14 protein-coding genes and 1 tRNA gene are annotated in these 14,888 nt (G+C 33.2%); 2 read left to right on the forward strand and 13 right to left on the reverse strand.

Annotation, left to right across the window (positions count from 1 at the left end):
• Positions 1 to 49 precede the first annotated feature (49 nt).
• From BBI01_RS19500 to BBI01_RS19530, 6 genes are all read right to left on the reverse strand, one after another.
• Positions 50 to 3,229: a S41 family peptidase gene (locus BBI01_RS19500; protein WP_065396323.1), complete on the reverse strand. Its 3,180-nt coding sequence runs from the start codon at positions 3,227 to 3,229 to the stop codon at positions 50 to 52.
• A gap of 278 nt (positions 3,230 to 3,507) precedes the next feature.
• Positions 3,508 to 3,954, reverse strand: a complete 447-nt coding sequence (locus BBI01_RS19505; RefSeq protein ID WP_065396324.1) for a JAB domain-containing protein — start codon at positions 3,952 to 3,954, stop codon at positions 3,508 to 3,510.
• A 24-nt stretch (positions 3,955 to 3,978) separates the two neighbouring features.
• Positions 3,979 to 4,380 carry a hypothetical protein gene (locus BBI01_RS19510; RefSeq protein WP_065396325.1) on the reverse strand — a complete coding sequence of 134 codons (402 nt, stop codon included), beginning with the start codon at positions 4,378 to 4,380 and terminating at the stop codon, positions 3,979 to 3,981.
• A 64-nt stretch (positions 4,381 to 4,444) separates the two neighbouring features.
• On the reverse strand, positions 4,445 to 4,831 hold the full coding sequence (locus BBI01_RS19515) for a hypothetical protein (protein WP_065396326.1): 387 nt from the start codon (positions 4,829 to 4,831) through the stop codon (positions 4,445 to 4,447).
• Positions 4,832 to 5,205: 374 nt separating this feature from the next.
• Entirely contained in the window at positions 5,206 to 5,490 is a 285-nt protein-coding gene (locus tag BBI01_RS19525; RefSeq protein ID WP_065396328.1) for a hypothetical protein, read from the reverse strand.
• Positions 5,491 to 5,501: 11 nt separating this feature from the next.
• On the reverse strand, positions 5,502 to 6,104 hold the full coding sequence (locus BBI01_RS19530) for a hypothetical protein (protein ID WP_065396329.1): 603 nt from the start codon (positions 6,102 to 6,104) through the stop codon (positions 5,502 to 5,504).
• 104 nt (positions 6,105 to 6,208) lie between these two features.
• On the opposite strand from BBI01_RS19530, the gene BBI01_RS19535 reads away from it, so the two are divergent.
• Positions 6,209 to 6,430 (forward strand): helix-turn-helix domain-containing protein, encoded by a 222-nt coding sequence (locus BBI01_RS19535; protein ID WP_065396330.1) that lies wholly within the window; start codon positions 6,209 to 6,211, stop codon positions 6,428 to 6,430.
• Between the two features lie 353 nt (positions 6,431 to 6,783).
• On the opposite strand, the gene BBI01_RS19540 is transcribed toward BBI01_RS19535, so the two are convergent.
• Positions 6,784 to 7,155, reverse strand: coding sequence for a hypothetical protein (locus BBI01_RS19540; RefSeq protein ID WP_065396331.1), 372 nt, complete (start codon positions 7,153 to 7,155; stop codon positions 6,784 to 6,786).
• Between the two features lie 550 nt (positions 7,156 to 7,705).
• On the opposite strand from BBI01_RS19540, the gene BBI01_RS19545 reads away from it, so the two are divergent.
• Positions 7,706 to 8,578: an Abi family protein gene (locus BBI01_RS19545; RefSeq protein WP_065396332.1), complete on the forward strand. Its 873-nt coding sequence runs from the start codon at positions 7,706 to 7,708 to the stop codon at positions 8,576 to 8,578.
• A 150-nt stretch (positions 8,579 to 8,728) separates the two neighbouring features.
• Here BBI01_RS19545 and BBI01_RS19550 read toward each other — a convergent pair whose 3' ends face one another.
• The 6 genes from BBI01_RS19550 to rseP all read right to left on the reverse strand — a co-directional run bounded on the left by BBI01_RS19550 (position 8,729) and on the right by rseP (position 14,823).
• Positions 8,729 to 9,856 (reverse strand): DUF3871 family protein, encoded by a 1,128-nt coding sequence (locus BBI01_RS19550; protein WP_065396333.1) that lies wholly within the window; start codon positions 9,854 to 9,856, stop codon positions 8,729 to 8,731.
• Complete coding sequence (locus BBI01_RS19555; protein WP_065396334.1) at positions 9,840 to 10,757, reverse strand: AAA family ATPase; 918 nt, start codon at positions 10,755 to 10,757, stop codon at positions 9,840 to 9,842. The genes BBI01_RS19550 and BBI01_RS19555 overlap by 17 nt, the downstream gene beginning before the upstream one ends.
• 193 nt (positions 10,758 to 10,950) lie before the next feature.
• Positions 10,951 to 11,673 (reverse strand): hypothetical protein, encoded by a 723-nt coding sequence (locus tag BBI01_RS19560; RefSeq protein WP_065396335.1) that lies wholly within the window; start codon positions 11,671 to 11,673, stop codon positions 10,951 to 10,953.
• Positions 11,674 to 11,741: 68 nt separating this feature from the next.
• Positions 11,742 to 12,947 (reverse strand): site-specific integrase, encoded by a 1,206-nt coding sequence (locus tag BBI01_RS19565; RefSeq protein ID WP_065396336.1) that lies wholly within the window; start codon positions 12,945 to 12,947, stop codon positions 11,742 to 11,744.
• A gap of 241 nt (positions 12,948 to 13,188) precedes the next feature.
• Positions 13,189 to 13,262 (reverse strand) — tRNA-Asn (locus tag BBI01_RS19570).
• 79 nt (positions 13,263 to 13,341) lie between these two features.
• Positions 13,342 to 14,823: an RIP metalloprotease RseP gene (gene rseP / locus BBI01_RS19575; protein ID WP_065396337.1), complete on the reverse strand. Its 1,482-nt coding sequence runs from the start codon at positions 14,821 to 14,823 to the stop codon at positions 13,342 to 13,344.
• Positions 14,824 to 14,888 lie beyond the last annotated feature (65 nt).

Below are 14,888 nucleotides of genomic sequence, written 5' to 3' on the forward strand. Positions count from 1 at the left end.
AAAAACGTCTCCTGTTTCTAATGGGAGACGTTTTTGTTATATCTATTTTTTATTTTTTTAAATCTTTAAGTATTTCCTGAATAGCTCTTTCCAGTTGTGGATCATTATCACTTTGTCTGTCGAGAAACGTATTCTTAACATAAATATCTGGTTTTACACCGGTCTTTTCAAGATTCTGTCCATCCAGTGTGTAAGTTCCCCAAGAAGGAAGCCTATAGAATGAACCATCTACAAGACTTTTTCCTGATGTGAAAATAATCCAACGATAGGTTTCCTGTCCAATGATTTTTCCTAATTTCAGTGCTTTAAATCCGGCGGCAGTCATTTCAGCGTCACTTAATGAACCTTCGTTGATAAGTAGAACAATAGGTTTTCCGGAAGGAGCAAAATTAGGTTGAGCAGTCATTTTCCCTTCACGATATTTCCATTGTAAATAAGGTTTTTGAGCAAGGAAGTTTAATACTTTATCATGAACATTTCCTCCGGTATTAAAACGGAGGTCGAGAATGACAGCCTCTTTTTTGTTTTCCTGTTCTACCATATCCAAGAGGAAACGGTCAAGCTCATCTGTAGACATGTTTTTCATATAAGAGTAAGCAATTCTGTTGTTGCTAAGCTGATTAACACGTTGACGATTATTAAAAATCCAATCATCATAAAGCAACCCTTTTAGCTCCGTATTGGAGATCGGGTGTACTTTGGTCGTAATATTTTTTCCACCACGGTTAAATACCAATGTAAGCTCATCCTGTTTTTTAGGTGTAGTGAAATAAATTTCATTGTTTTCTTTAGGATCAATCGTTTTTCCATTAACTGAAATCAACTCATCTCCTGGTTTGATATCCACGCCTGAGCGGAAAGCCGGTGATTTTCGAACAATACTTTCAACGGTGTAAGGAGCATCTTTTTTAAATATAATTCCAGTTTCGTTAGTGAAATAATTCAAATAAGTGCTTTCCTCTTTACCACTTGATGAAAACCCAATGTGTGAAGAATTAAGTTCACCCAGAAGATCATTCAGTAAAATTCGCAGATCATTTCTGCTGTTTACATATGGAAGATATTTGGCGTACTGCTCTTTCTTTCCTTTCCAGTCAACCCCATGAAATTTTTCATCATAGAAGTTTTCTTCCACACCTGTCCCTGTTTCATCATACATCTGTGTAAATTCGGAAGCAAGATTTTTGTTAAAGGTATACTGGATATTGATTTTTTCAGGCTTTAAGGCTGAAATTGCTGTCTTGTAGATATTACCTTCTATTAATGCAAATAGGTTTTTATCATTTTTGGTGATGTAATAAGCTGCTTTATCAAATACTTTTTCAGATTTTGCAGGTTCGAAATCAGTGAATACTTTTTTGAATAACTGTCGTTTTCCGTTATCCTGATTAGAGTTAAAGAGAAGGATTTCTTTTTTATCGTCAGCAAAAACTATAGGATCGTCCTGATATCCATATCGGTCAGTAATCAATTCAATCCTTTCAAGAGTGTTTTCAGGATTTACTTTCAATTCTTTGATAACAGGCTCTTTCACTTCTTTTTTGTCTTTGTCATCCTCCTTCTTGCTCTTTTTATTCTTCTTATCTTTTTCTTCTTTGTCGGATTTTATTTCCTTTTTTTCTTCTACAAAAAGCTTGTCGAATTTCTCTGATTTATAAGGTTCATCAAACCAATCTAAAGCCATTCTGTAAATATTGGATTTCTGCATTCCTAAAGGATAGGAAGGGTTCGTCCTGTCGCTGGCAAAATAAATGTATTTACCATTGGGTGACCAGGTGGGATCTTCTTCTGAAACACCAGTGTTGGTAAGGTTTATAGTCTTTCCCTTTTTAATGTTGTAAATGAAGATATCCAGCTCGAAATTTCTTTTTGCAGAGAATAATACATATTCGTTATTGGGTGAGAAAGATGGTCTTGAGTTTTGGAATGCCCAGATTTCGTCTTTTACAATGGTGGTAGATTTGAAGTTCTTTAGATCGAGTAATCTTACTTCGTCTCTTCCGCTTAAATAAACAGCTTTTGACAGATCGTTATTAAGAGTGATGCTGCGGTTGTTTCGAAGATCATTTGTTAGCTGTTTTAGTTGTCCTTTTCCATCTGCAGATATGGTGAACCAGTTTTGGTAGCCTTTATCAGTTTGATTAAAAAGTAATGTACGGTTATCCTTCAGCCATTTTGCTTCCATGACGCGCTCTTTCCCATCAGAAACCTGTTGTGTGAATTTACCTTCAATATCAGATACAAATAAAATTCCACGGCTTACAAATGCCATTTTTTTACCATCAGGAGAAACATCATAATATGAAATGTTGTTTTCTACGCTGAAGTTTTGATCTTTTTCTAATGTTTTGTTCGTGTTAAGATTTACATTGAGAAGAGTAGTGTTTTTAGTCGTTGTATCGTAGATGTAAAGCTGGTAATCTTTTTCAAATATCACTTTAGATCCGTTTGCTGCAACGAAAGGCTTTTTGATAGAAGTATCAAATTGTGTTAATGCGGTCTTTTTGCCGTTTTCTATTTTATAAAGATTGTATTCATTATTATTCTCATCAGAAATGAAATAAATGATGCCGTTTTTGTCTACACTTACATTGAAATCCTTTCCTTCATAGTTAGTGTGTTGTGTGTAGGCATTGGTCTTAGGATTGTATCCTAAAATGTCAGGATTGTTTGCTCCTTTATAGCGTTTACGGTGTACCTGATTGGCGCTTTCTGAAGAGCTTGTGAAAAGATACTCTCCGGCTGGCGTTTCAGCAAGCCCATTGGTATTGTTAAAATAATTATTGAATAATTTCTGTGGTGTTTTTCCTTCAATGGACGTTTTAAAACTCCCGAAATTGTTGTTTCTGTTTGAAGTAAAATAAATGGTTTTATTATCCCATCCCCAGTTTTCCATATCATCTTTTCCGGTATGGAAGGTTAATTGTTTTATAGTTCCTCCTTCGGAAGGCATTACATAAACGTCATAGTTCCCATACTGATTGGAGCTGAATGCAAGCCACTTTCCATCAGGAGAAAGGCGTGGATTGATTTCTTCTCCGTCCAAAGCGGTTACTCTTGATGCATTTCCTCCATTGGAATCTACTTTCCAGATGTCTCCGTCGTAAGCAAAATAAGCTGTTTTTCCATCAGGACTTAAAGAAGGGGTTGATAAAAAATATGATTTCTCCTGTGCAGAGATTTGAATACTAGCAAAGGCTGCTAATAATGAAATAAAAATTCTTTTCATGGAATAATTTGATATGTATGCAAGTTAATAAAGAGTTTTCGAAATTTCTTTATTAAATGATGCGATAACTTCGTAAAAGTTAAAAATATCTTAGTCTTCCATGTGATAAAAGAATATAGTAGGTGAGTAAAATGAAAAAAGACTTACATTTCTGTAAGTCTTTTTTGCTCCTCCTGCTGGGCTCAATACTTAATGTTTTTCATGTTGATATTTAGTTATTTAGATATTAACTTTTAATAGGGTATGCCTAAAAGTATGCCTTTGAGGTCATTAATTACTTACAGCAATCCCTCATCATTAAAACTTGTATAACTCTCTTTCGTAATGATGATACTGTCAAGAAGAGCTATGTCAAGTAGCTTACAAGCTGTATTAAGTTTTTTTACTATGGCTAAATCTGCACTACTTGGATTAAGATTGCCACCTGGGTGGTTATGTACTAATATTAATCCAGTTGCTAAACATTTCAAGGCTACTGATAAAATCAATCTAATATCTACTAAGCTACTTGTAATACCTCCTCTAGATAGACTATAGAAGCCAATGACAGTATTTGAAGAGTTTACGAAGAGTATTTTTACCTCTTCCTGCATTTCTATTATCCTATTATCCCAGATTGTCCTGATAATGTCTATTACATCAGTACTCATGGTGAGCTTAGTTTGAGATATTTTGAAGGGGTGGTATGTTACCTGTATCTCTGATACTGTTGTTTCTGTATTCATTTTTTTTGGAGTATGTGAGGATGCTTATTTCACATTTTTTGTAACCCCAAAATCATAAAACTTGTTTAGCACCTTTTTCTGATACATTAGGGTAGTTACATTCTCTTCATCATGATAGGACAGTTTCAGAGTTACTGAGTTAGGAAAGTAGACTAATAATTCTGTCAGTCTACTTTTAAGGCTCTCAACCCTATTCTCTTTATATTTCAATTCAACCCTCATAAGCCTGTCAGCATTAAAGTACAACAGTATCTGTTTTACTTTTAAACCAAGAACTTCATTAATGTCACCAAAGTATTCATAAGGAACTAAAGAGAGGTTATTTTCTATAAACTCATAAGGGGGTACAGATATAATCTCAAACTCAAAGTCATTATGCTCATCATCTAGCCTGAATTTTAAGTGCTCGTATATGTCATTATTCATTTATTTTTAGATAGTTAAAGCTACCTTATTAAAGTTAGCTGATTGTTGTTTATCAAAAGGCTTATTAGTCGTATTCTGCAATAACTGGTCTACATTCTGTAGCTTCTATACAGCCACTTTTGATTTTAATTGCGAGATAATTTACCTTAGCTTTATTAGAGTCAGAAATGAGGTTACCTGGGACTAAGATGTCACAATTAATCCAGTCATGAAATATCTTGTTATCATCTTCAAGAATTTGATTAACATAAGATTTCTGATAAGCTTCATCATTAAATCTGCTGTATATCTCACAGATGTATAACTTACTTCTGTTCAGTTCCCAAGTTACAATACTGTTGCTAAGGAAAAATGTAGAAGTCGTGATTATGGTGAATATACTATTTTTAAGGTTTCCACCAATGTCAACGTTACCTGGGTCACTGTAATAGTGAATAACTTCTAATATCATACTATCAGAACAATAAGTAAGATAACACTAATCATACTTGTAATTATTGATAGTCTGACATCAACTCTACTTGGGGTGTTTAATGGTGGTCTTCTAACTATATGGTATTTGTATATATAGTTGTTAGCCATTACGATTGAAATCAGTAACCCTGCAACTATGTAGATTATTGCCCAATACCACTTGGTATAAAGAAACATTGTTACTGTGGGAGCTATTAAACCTGTAAGAAAGAACCAAAGATTTAATAGTACTGTATTTGTTCCTCTGTAGATAGTAGGAATATCTCCATCCTCCTCAGCAACATTTCTTGTTGCATTATGTAGGCTAAGGCTTAGAAAAGCCAAAAAACAATAAACTAAGTACATACTATATTAATGCTTTTCATTGGAGTCTTTGGCTGTACTGTTTGTATTGATTTTCTTACCATTTTCATCATAAAATGCTATATAGAGCTTGTTCTGTCTCTTGTTATAGTACCCTACAAGATGGCTTTCTGGGCTTATTTCTTTATAGCCTTCAGGTAAAACCACCTGTACAGGGTAATTGACAAGATTGTACCCTTCTATGTTTGATTCTTGATAGAACTTAATCCCAAAGACTGCTAAGAGTATTCCCAAAACGAAAGTGATTGTAATTAGTAATGGTTTTGTTTTCATATTTGAAGTTGTTAAAATTTAAGCTTATTAAGGTTGGATGAAAACTTGTAATGAGGTATCATCAATAAACCAAACACTCCAAAAGATAAAGGAATGCAGATGATACTAAGAATGATTGTGTTTGTCCTGCTTCTGCTCTTGAACTTCTTAAAGACAGAAATATCAATAGTCCCCTCACTGAATTGAAGGTATCTCTTGTGAAGTTTTCTGATAGGATTAAACAGTAATGTAAATATTGTTATGTAGAATCCAAAGGTTGTTAATCCTGCTAATATTGTCCCTGCAAGGTAAGCCCCATCAGTTAAATCATAATTACTTCTGTTGTTAATGGTATACACCATTGTGAAGAATAGTAAGAATGTAAAAGTTAATATATAAAGGAAGAGATTAGACTTTTCAGACATCTTTCCATACTTCTCAAGGTTATTACTAGTTTCTTCATTAATATTCAAGGCTTGGTTATCAGTACCAATGGTGTTAATATCAAAAGTCAGTATTAATTTTTTATCATTACTTCTTGACTTGATAATTAGATAAATAATCAAGGTTGGCACACCTAGTATAATGAATACAATGATAAGGTGTTGAAAGCTCAATGCTAAGGTTGTTATCATAGTTAAAAATGTTTTGTTAAGGTTAGACAAATATATATAATTATCAAAAATGATAACGATAATATTGTCATTTTTGACCACTTTTGAAATCAGTTATTATGTTGATGGAAAAAGTAAACTTTCAAATAGCTTTAGGTAAGAGGATAAGACAGCTAAGAGAAGAGAAAAAGATGTCTCAAGCTGAATTAGCCCTGTTATGTAATTTTGAGAAGTCTAACATGAACAGGATTGAAACAGGCAAGACCTGTCCTAGTAGTTTTACATTATACAAGATTTCCATTAGCTTAGAGGTGAAACTTTCTGAAATCACAAATGTGATAGAGTAATCATTCATCTTTAACCATTCTCTCTACGACAAACCAAAAGTTAGTTTAATTTTCTAGTAAGAGGTTACCTGGAGGTTTCTGATATTATGTTCAATGACTTGTATAAGTGTTAGGTATAAATAGAAACTTCAGCTATTAAATAAAATCTTACCCAGTCATTAATTATTTTTACAGTCAAAGTTACCTGGGTAGGTGTAAAGGTAAACATTAATAAACAGGAAAAAATAGAGTAAAAGAAAAGGACAAAATTTACTCCCTTTCTTTATAGGCTCCAGGTAAATCTTGTCCTAAATAAGTCCCACTTTTTGTTTCTGTATATATACATTTTACAAGAACTGGGGCTTTTAATATTTTTACTGGATAGTACTCACAAGGTTACCTGGAGCTGTATAATTCTCTGAATAATTATTGGAGGCTAATTGTGAACTTTCATCAGGAGTGTACTCATACCTGTGATTTAAAGTGATAATCTCTCCTGTTTCTTTGATAGTATACTGATAAGTTTTACATTCAACCTTGATAATATCACCTTTCATCATAGTACCTCGAAGACTTCTGCACACAGCTTCGTCAAAGGTTGCAGGAATGTAGCACTTTTTGGCAGTGACATAATATTGCCCTGTGGTCTGACTTTGTAAAAGCTCAATACCACTGTTAATTTCAAGGACACAAAATGCTGTCCCATCCTCTTTTTTTCTTTTGGTGTAATTCGTAATCGTTACCATAGTCTTTTTGATTTTGAGTTAATTGTTAATTAATGAAACAAGACACAAACCTTTATGCCACCACTATTACCTGGGTTTAAAGGCTTAATGTCTGTTGTCTCCCCACAGGTGAGGGGTATTCAGGAGTGTTGTATTGTAAAAGAGAAAGATTGATATTCTCATTTCCATCCCAGGTTCAGCAGTGGAGTGTGATGAGTAGAAATCAGTATAGGAAGGTGCAGTGAAAGCACATTCATAAGCTGACGAAGTGCTATCACAAGTAAAGAACTAAAATTGAAGTAACAGGTGTTCTCTCAAATAATAATAGACCTGTAAAAAGTTTCTAGCTTCTGAAAGGTGGGGAGGGGGATTTCCCTTGAGAAGAATTGGGTGGTGTGTATGTGAGGGAGTTCATAAGGACATGAATTTTTGAGATTGAATTTTTTGGACTTGAAAAATAAAGTATTAAAGAGTTTAGGAAAGTATGATAAAATCAAGAAGTTACATAATTCAATGTTTTGTGTATTTTTGTAATAATTTGAATTTAACTATAACTAATTAACATATAATAATGGGAAGAAATGCAACTACTATAACTTCACAAATAGCATTATTGAAATCAAGGGGATTAATAATAAATAATGAGCCAAAAGCAGAAGAATTATTATTAGATATTGGCTACTATAGACTAGGCTTCTATTGGCATTATTTTCAATCAGACCCTCTTAATCACATTTTTAGAACGAATATTACATTAGAAGACATAGTAAGCTTGTATTATTTTGACTTTGATTTAAAAACACTTCTATCTAGATATATATATAGAATAGAAGTTCACTTTAGAACACAATTAGTATATTTAGTTTCAAATCATTACAATACAGATAGCACTTGGTATGTTGATAGTAGAAATGTTGATAGTAGTATTATGAGGGAGTTTAATAACATTTACTATAATCTTAAAACAAAAAATAGAACTATTTCTAAACATCATACCACTTATCCTTCTGATAATCACGCTCCTGCATGGAAGACATTTGAATTTTTAACTTTTGGACAAGTGTTCAAATTCTATAATAAACTGAAAGATAGCTCTTTAAAAACAAAAATATCAACTGTATATGGTTTTAGAGATTATCAATTACTTGATAATTTTATGCTTTCAATCATAAACGTAAGAAATATATGTTCCCACAATGGAGTTCTCTATGATTTTAATCAGCCAACAGGTATTAGGCGAATCCCTAATAAAAGATACAGAAATAAAATTGCAGATACTACATGTTTGAATACTTCTATTAGATTGATTCTATTTGTTTTAAGCAAAATATCATCTGCTAGAGCTGATGAGCTTGAGAATGAAATAAAAGCTATAATTACAAGTGCTAAGGCAAATCCATTGCTAGAAGAAATAATTAACAATAAAATAAAGTTTGATATATAAAATATTTTTCTTATATTTGCACTTATAAAGTGCCCTATTATACATTCTGCTATAACTGAGCACTATAAAATAAGAAAATTCGACCTAGACAGTTTACTGCTCTAGGTCTCTTTTATTATATAATCTCCCTAAAAAATCAAAGGAATAAAACTAATTCAAAAACCACAGGTACTTACTATTACCATTAAGTGCTTTTTGAATTCCTTTGGTAAACTCAAAAGCATTCAAGTTCCTGTCTAGAAAAGTGTCTATATAACTGCTCTTATTAGCTTGTGTAAAGAGATTGTACACATTCCAGAGGTTAATATCTCCATCTTCATTCCTACAAAAGCTTTCATCTTCGTAGTAATCTTTAGCTACTGTATTAAGCTGACTGTCATTGAAGTTCAGACTTGGAATAGCTAATTTCTCCTTTTTAGGTAAGTGTTGATATAATCTTGACCTACCTATGAGTTGGGCAAATTGAAGCTCTGTAAGATGACTATGGGATAAAGATTTCATAACCTCCAGGTGACTTTGTGTATTGTAGTTTTGAATCACATGGATAACTTTCTCCTGTAGTTCATGATAATTTCCCACTCTCATTTCTTCTACAAAACCTTCAGAACTAACACATAAATTACAGCAAACCTTATTTTGAAAGCCAATGAAGAACTTGAATTTTTCAAAGGTTTTCTTGTTGTAAAGATTCTCTAGGTTATAACTTCTTACTCCACCCAAAGTGAGAGCTAATTCATTACCATTGATAGTATCTACAATAGATGGTATTTGAATAATAAAAGCCATTCTTTCATAGTAAATAGTCTTCTCATGGTCTAGTAAATCTTTGGCACTCTTGTAGATGGCATCAGGAGTTCTGGCCTTGATTTGATGTGATACTCTGATTTCAGGGTTACTGATGTTATGGTGAGGAAACAGTTTTAATGCTGTATTCATCACAATATCTATAAACTCTTGATGTGCAATGGTCTTTTCATTGTCCTTACTGAACACAGGAATAATGCAGTCACCTTTAAGGTGGTTTAAATCAACCTGTAAGGTGTTGGCTTCAATGAATGGTTTATGAACATAGGTAGAATCTGTTGTGAAAGGAGGAGTGTTAATTGTATCAGAAACCAAAAGAGGCTGAACACTTCTTGGTTCAACCTCCTTAATTTCATTCATTCTGCTTGGATAAAACACCTCTGCATCTTGGATATTTACAGTCTCCAGGTTAAGTTGACTGTTTCTTTGAACATTGTGCAGTTCCATTACTGCTGTATTATCTGTGTACTCCATTAGTTGAAAAGTTTTGAGGGTTAGATAATTTGATTAAGAATGATTTTCTGGCTTCATATTCTGGTTTTAAATCTTCTTGATACTGGGGATATTGTTTGTAGAGTGCTAAAAGGTCACTAATTGTATTACAGTCTCCTATTTTATTAATTAGAGTATTAATCTCATTAGTACCCAGGTAACTTTGTTTAGGCATAGAAGAGGTTACCTGGGCTTGGTTAATAGTTCCTGCATTACACCAGTCAAGAATCACCTTGCCAGTTTGAGGGGTTATCAAAAACTCAGGTTTATTCATGAACAGTCCTGTTCTATCCTTACTTGCTTTAGCCAAATGATTATCATTAACTAATTCAAAATTGATGGTGAGTTCATATTCAAAGCCATCCCTGGTGATTTCCTTTGTCCCATGTTTGACGACTTTAGTCTTACCATTGCTACCAATATCTAAAGAATAATCCATCTTTCTTCTTGTGGTGGTAATGATATGACAGCTTGACTGTAATATCTTGTTGATGAATGCTTGATGTCTTGGAGTTACATTAGCCCAGTCCTGAAACCTACCACCTAGTTTCTCATGGATTTCAAGACATCCACCAGAACCATTCCATTCATGGCTGGCTGAATCTATGATAATGACTTCAATTCCTGACTTTTCACACAATTCTATAGCTTGTATATATCTTTCTGGTGAATAGGGTGCTTGTAAGTCCAACACCTTATAGCTACCCAGGTCAGAATACAAGGAAGCTGAGGAGTTTTCTGTGTCTATGACTGCTATTTTACTCCAGTCCTGTGTCATTCCATAGGCTAATAATAAAGCTGATTTGGTCTTTCCAAATCCACTAGCTCCTGATAATCCTAATCTGAGCTTTACTTGTTGTCTTTGTGACTGTTTTAATTGCATAATATTCTGTATTTAAATTGTTAATATCACCCTTGAGTTTTCAAGAGTGTTGGTGAATTATTGATTGTTTAAAAAAGTTGCGATTTAGAACATCAAACCCATTAGAGGAAATCCTCAAATAAAAGATATTGTATTGTTATTTACACACATATCTTTTATTGAGGGAAATCCTCCAGTGGAGAGAATAATGTGGTTATTTCCCTTTCTTTTTCCTTAGCCCAGGTTTAAGATACTTCTGAATATCTCTGTGACCTTGAAAAATCCTTTCTTCCTCTTCATCTCCAAATACTTTTGGAAGTATTTCTATAACTTTTTCAGGATGTAGAAAGAAATAATTAACCTGTTGTGGCCTGCCTTCAGAGCTTATGCTCCTCTTATTTTCAACAGAAATGATTCCTAATTCCTTAAATCTGCTGATTATTTTTTCTGCCCTATCTTTTTTAATACCTAATTCTTTAAAAATTTTTTCTTTAGACCAGTAAAATGATGTAAAATTAGATTTTTTGTACTTGATGAGTAATGCTTCAAAAAAGACTCTTTCATCGCAAACAAAGAAACTGCTGTCATATTGCATGAAATTAAGAAGCCTAGTCCCAAATATGGTGTCATAGTCTACGAAATACCTTTCAAAATTGAATTGTTCAAAGTCTTTCATATTAACAACTATTTTATCATTAGGGGATAAAACGTTATTAACCTGCATTTCTCCTATTGAGTTTATCTCAATAAGAATGTACTTAGGAGTGTTGTCTTGTTGGAAATTTTCTTCAAAAGAAATGTCGTGATTGTAGAGTTGTATTTCTTTAAAACTCTCTTCAAAATCTTCACTGTATGCCCCAGGTAACTTCTGAGGGGGAAGATTACTTTCAATCTCATTTTCTTTATGAAAATTCCAATCTGGTTGGAATTCATTCATAATGTAATGAGTTAAAATTATGTTTTCAAAATTAAGAAAAATATTAAAAATATTGTTGAATTATCTTTTTATTTTTTCAGTTTAGTCTTAAGTTTTTGAAGTTGTTCACTTAGCTTTTTGGGCATTAGCTCTGCATAATACTCCTGTGTAGTAGTAACCTTGGAATGACCTAAAAGTTTAGATATAATTTCCATGGGAATATTATTATTCAATAAGACTGTAGAGGCAAATGTTTTTCTTGCTGTGTGATGAGTGAGATTTTTAGAGATTTCTAGTATAGAAGCTATTTCCTTAAGTAGCCTATTAAAATATTGATTACTTATTCTGGGTAAGAGATACTCACTTTCTGAAGAATACTTCTCCATTACTTCAAGGGCTCTTGGTAGTATTAGAGGTACAGAGAAGGATCTGTCTGTCTTTTCTCTTTCCTTGTAAATCCAACTGATTCCATCAGGCTTAGTAATCAAATCTTCCCTTTTAAGTTCAAACATCTCCTTATAAGCAAGTCCTGTATAACAACAAAATAAATAACAGTCCTTAACCCTATTCAATGTTTCAGACTGGAATATATGATTTTCAAGTTTGTCTAATTCCTTTTGTGTTAAGAATACAAGTTTGGGGTATACTTTCTTAGGTTTATGTTCTTCAAAAGGATTGGACTGAATATACTTCTGTGATACAGCTTTCTTAACTACTTTTTTAATTCTCTGAATAGCTTTGTTAATAGTAATCTGACTATGTCTCAGCTCAGTTTTTGAATAATATTCAAACTCTGATATGAAGTCAAAATCTAAATCTTTTAGCTTTATATCTGATTTCTTGAATTTGAATCTTATAAACTCTTCCAGATCATCTTTGATATATTCAAACTTATCATAGGTAGGTTGTTTAATATCAATTCCTATTAGCTTTTTAAGTCTTTCAAGGTAGAGTTTGTAGTACTCTAGTAAAGAATAATCTTTAACTAGAGTCTCACCCCTGTATTGTCTGTAAATATCATCTACATCAAAGTTTTCATCTTGGAGTTGGAGTAATAAAAAAGCCTGATTAATCTTATTCTTAATCAGACTCAATTGGTTGTTGATATAATTGTGTTCTTCATTGGGTGGCTTAGTTTTCTGCTGTTTACTATCCCAATGTTTAGGGCTAATGAATAATCCTGTAGCAAATGGTTTTCTTTCTCCCAAATATGTTATTCTACATCTTAATGGGGCAAAACCTTTAGTGTTTGTCTTTGCTTTGTCTAATACAAAGAGTATGCTTATAGTGTTCATAATTTTGTAGAATTAATAAGGGTTTAAATGGTGTTCCAATGTTTAAAAGTGGTGTTCCAGCTCTTAAAATGATGGTGTTCCAAAGCCAAAAGGAAGGTGTACCTTTTTGGAAGCCTATTATTTAATAAAAAAGAAGGAAAATAGGATAATTAATAAATTATCAAATCCCCTAATGATAGGGGTAACCAACAGAAAATGAGTAAAAATAAAAAAAGACCTACATTTCTGTAAGTCTTTTTTGCTCCTCCTGCTGGGCTCGAACCAGCGACCCTCTGATTAACAGTCAGATGCTCTAACCAACTGAGCTAAGGAGGAATGTCCTTTGTTTTAAGTGGTGCAAATATAGGACGAATATTTATACCCTGCAAATATTTTTATATTTTTTTTGAAAAAATTATAAAGTTCCCATTATGGCTTTAATGATATCGCTTCCGAAAATAAGAGCCATTAACCCTAAAAGGAATATAACTCCCACCATCTGAGCATTTTCCAGTACTTTTTGAGGAACCGGCTTTCCTACAATCATTTCATATAATGTAAATATAACATGCCCGCCATCAAGCCCCGGAATAGGAATAAGGTTAAGGAATGCCAACCATACAGAGAACATTGCTGTAAAGCCCCAGAAAGCATTCCAGTCTATAGAAACACCACCTTGAGCATCTTTGCTTACCGGCATATTTTTTACAATAGCAAGCGGACCTCCAACTTTTTTGTACCCCTGAACTTTTTTGTTGAAGATTAATTTAAACTGCTTGATCTGGTATGTTAAACTTTCAATCGTAAGCGTAAACCCTCTTGAGATCGCTCCGAAGAAAGTATAATCATTATGAACATTATATTTTTCAATTTCTTTGTATGATACAACACCAATGGTTCCTTCCTTAGATACAGGGATTTGTAAGTCAGTTGTTTCGTTGTTTCTTGCTACTTTAAAATCAACTGTTTTTCCTGCGTTAGGAATAACAAGAGGCTTAAGTTCGTCATAATAAGTAATAGGAGTTCCGTTAATGGCAAGAATTTTATCACCCACCTTTAAACCTGCATCCATTGTAGATTTTGTAACGATTGTATCAATGATAGGAGTCATTCTTGGTGTTAAGAATGCTCTTGGTTCAGGATCGTTAAATGCTATTACTTTTCCGTCATCATTAGTAGGGAAAGTAACTTCTTTTCCATTTCTTAATACGGTGATTTCATCACTTAATAGAACGTCTAAAGCAAGTTTTTTGAAGTCTTTCTGAACTTTTCCGTCAACTTTCAAAATTTTATCTCCATCCTGGAAGCCCATTTTCTTAGCCGCTTCGGTATAATGAAGAGGAGTTGTAATTTTATCAGCTTCAAAGATGTTTTCACCATTCTTTCCTACTAATGCAGAGAAGATGATCCATGCAAGGAAAAAGTTTACGGTAACACCTCCCAACATGATGATTAGTCTCTGCCAAGCCGGTTTTGATCTGAATTCCCATGGTTCCGCCGGTTTTTTCATTTGAGCAGTATCCATACTTTCGTCTACCATTCCGGCAATTTTTACATAACCTCCGAAAGGAAGCCATCCGATTCCGTATTTGGTTTGTTCAGGGTATTTTCTCCAATCGTCGTCAGAAAGTTTAGATATATCGATAGGAACTTCTTCCTTTTTTCCGTTTACCTCTATTACTTCAGTATCCGGAAGATTCTGAGACAAGAATTTATACTTCCATTTTCCGTTAACTTTCTTCATAGAGAATATGGAGAAGTAAGGGTCAAAAAACAGGAAGAATTTCTCTGCTCTGGTCTTGAACCATTTTGCCGGTAAGAAGTGCCCAAGCTCATGAAGAACTACAAGTATAGAGATACTCAGAATGAACTGGAAGAGTTTGATTGCTATTTCCATTAATAAATTTTAGATTTTAATTTGCAAAGGTAACAATTATCAAAACTATGCCAAATAAAAAGCTC

Origin of the sequence: Chryseobacterium artocarpi, assembly GCF_001684975.1 — a bacterium.
Lineage (GTDB): Bacteria > Bacteroidota > Bacteroidia > Flavobacteriales > Weeksellaceae > Chryseobacterium > Chryseobacterium artocarpi.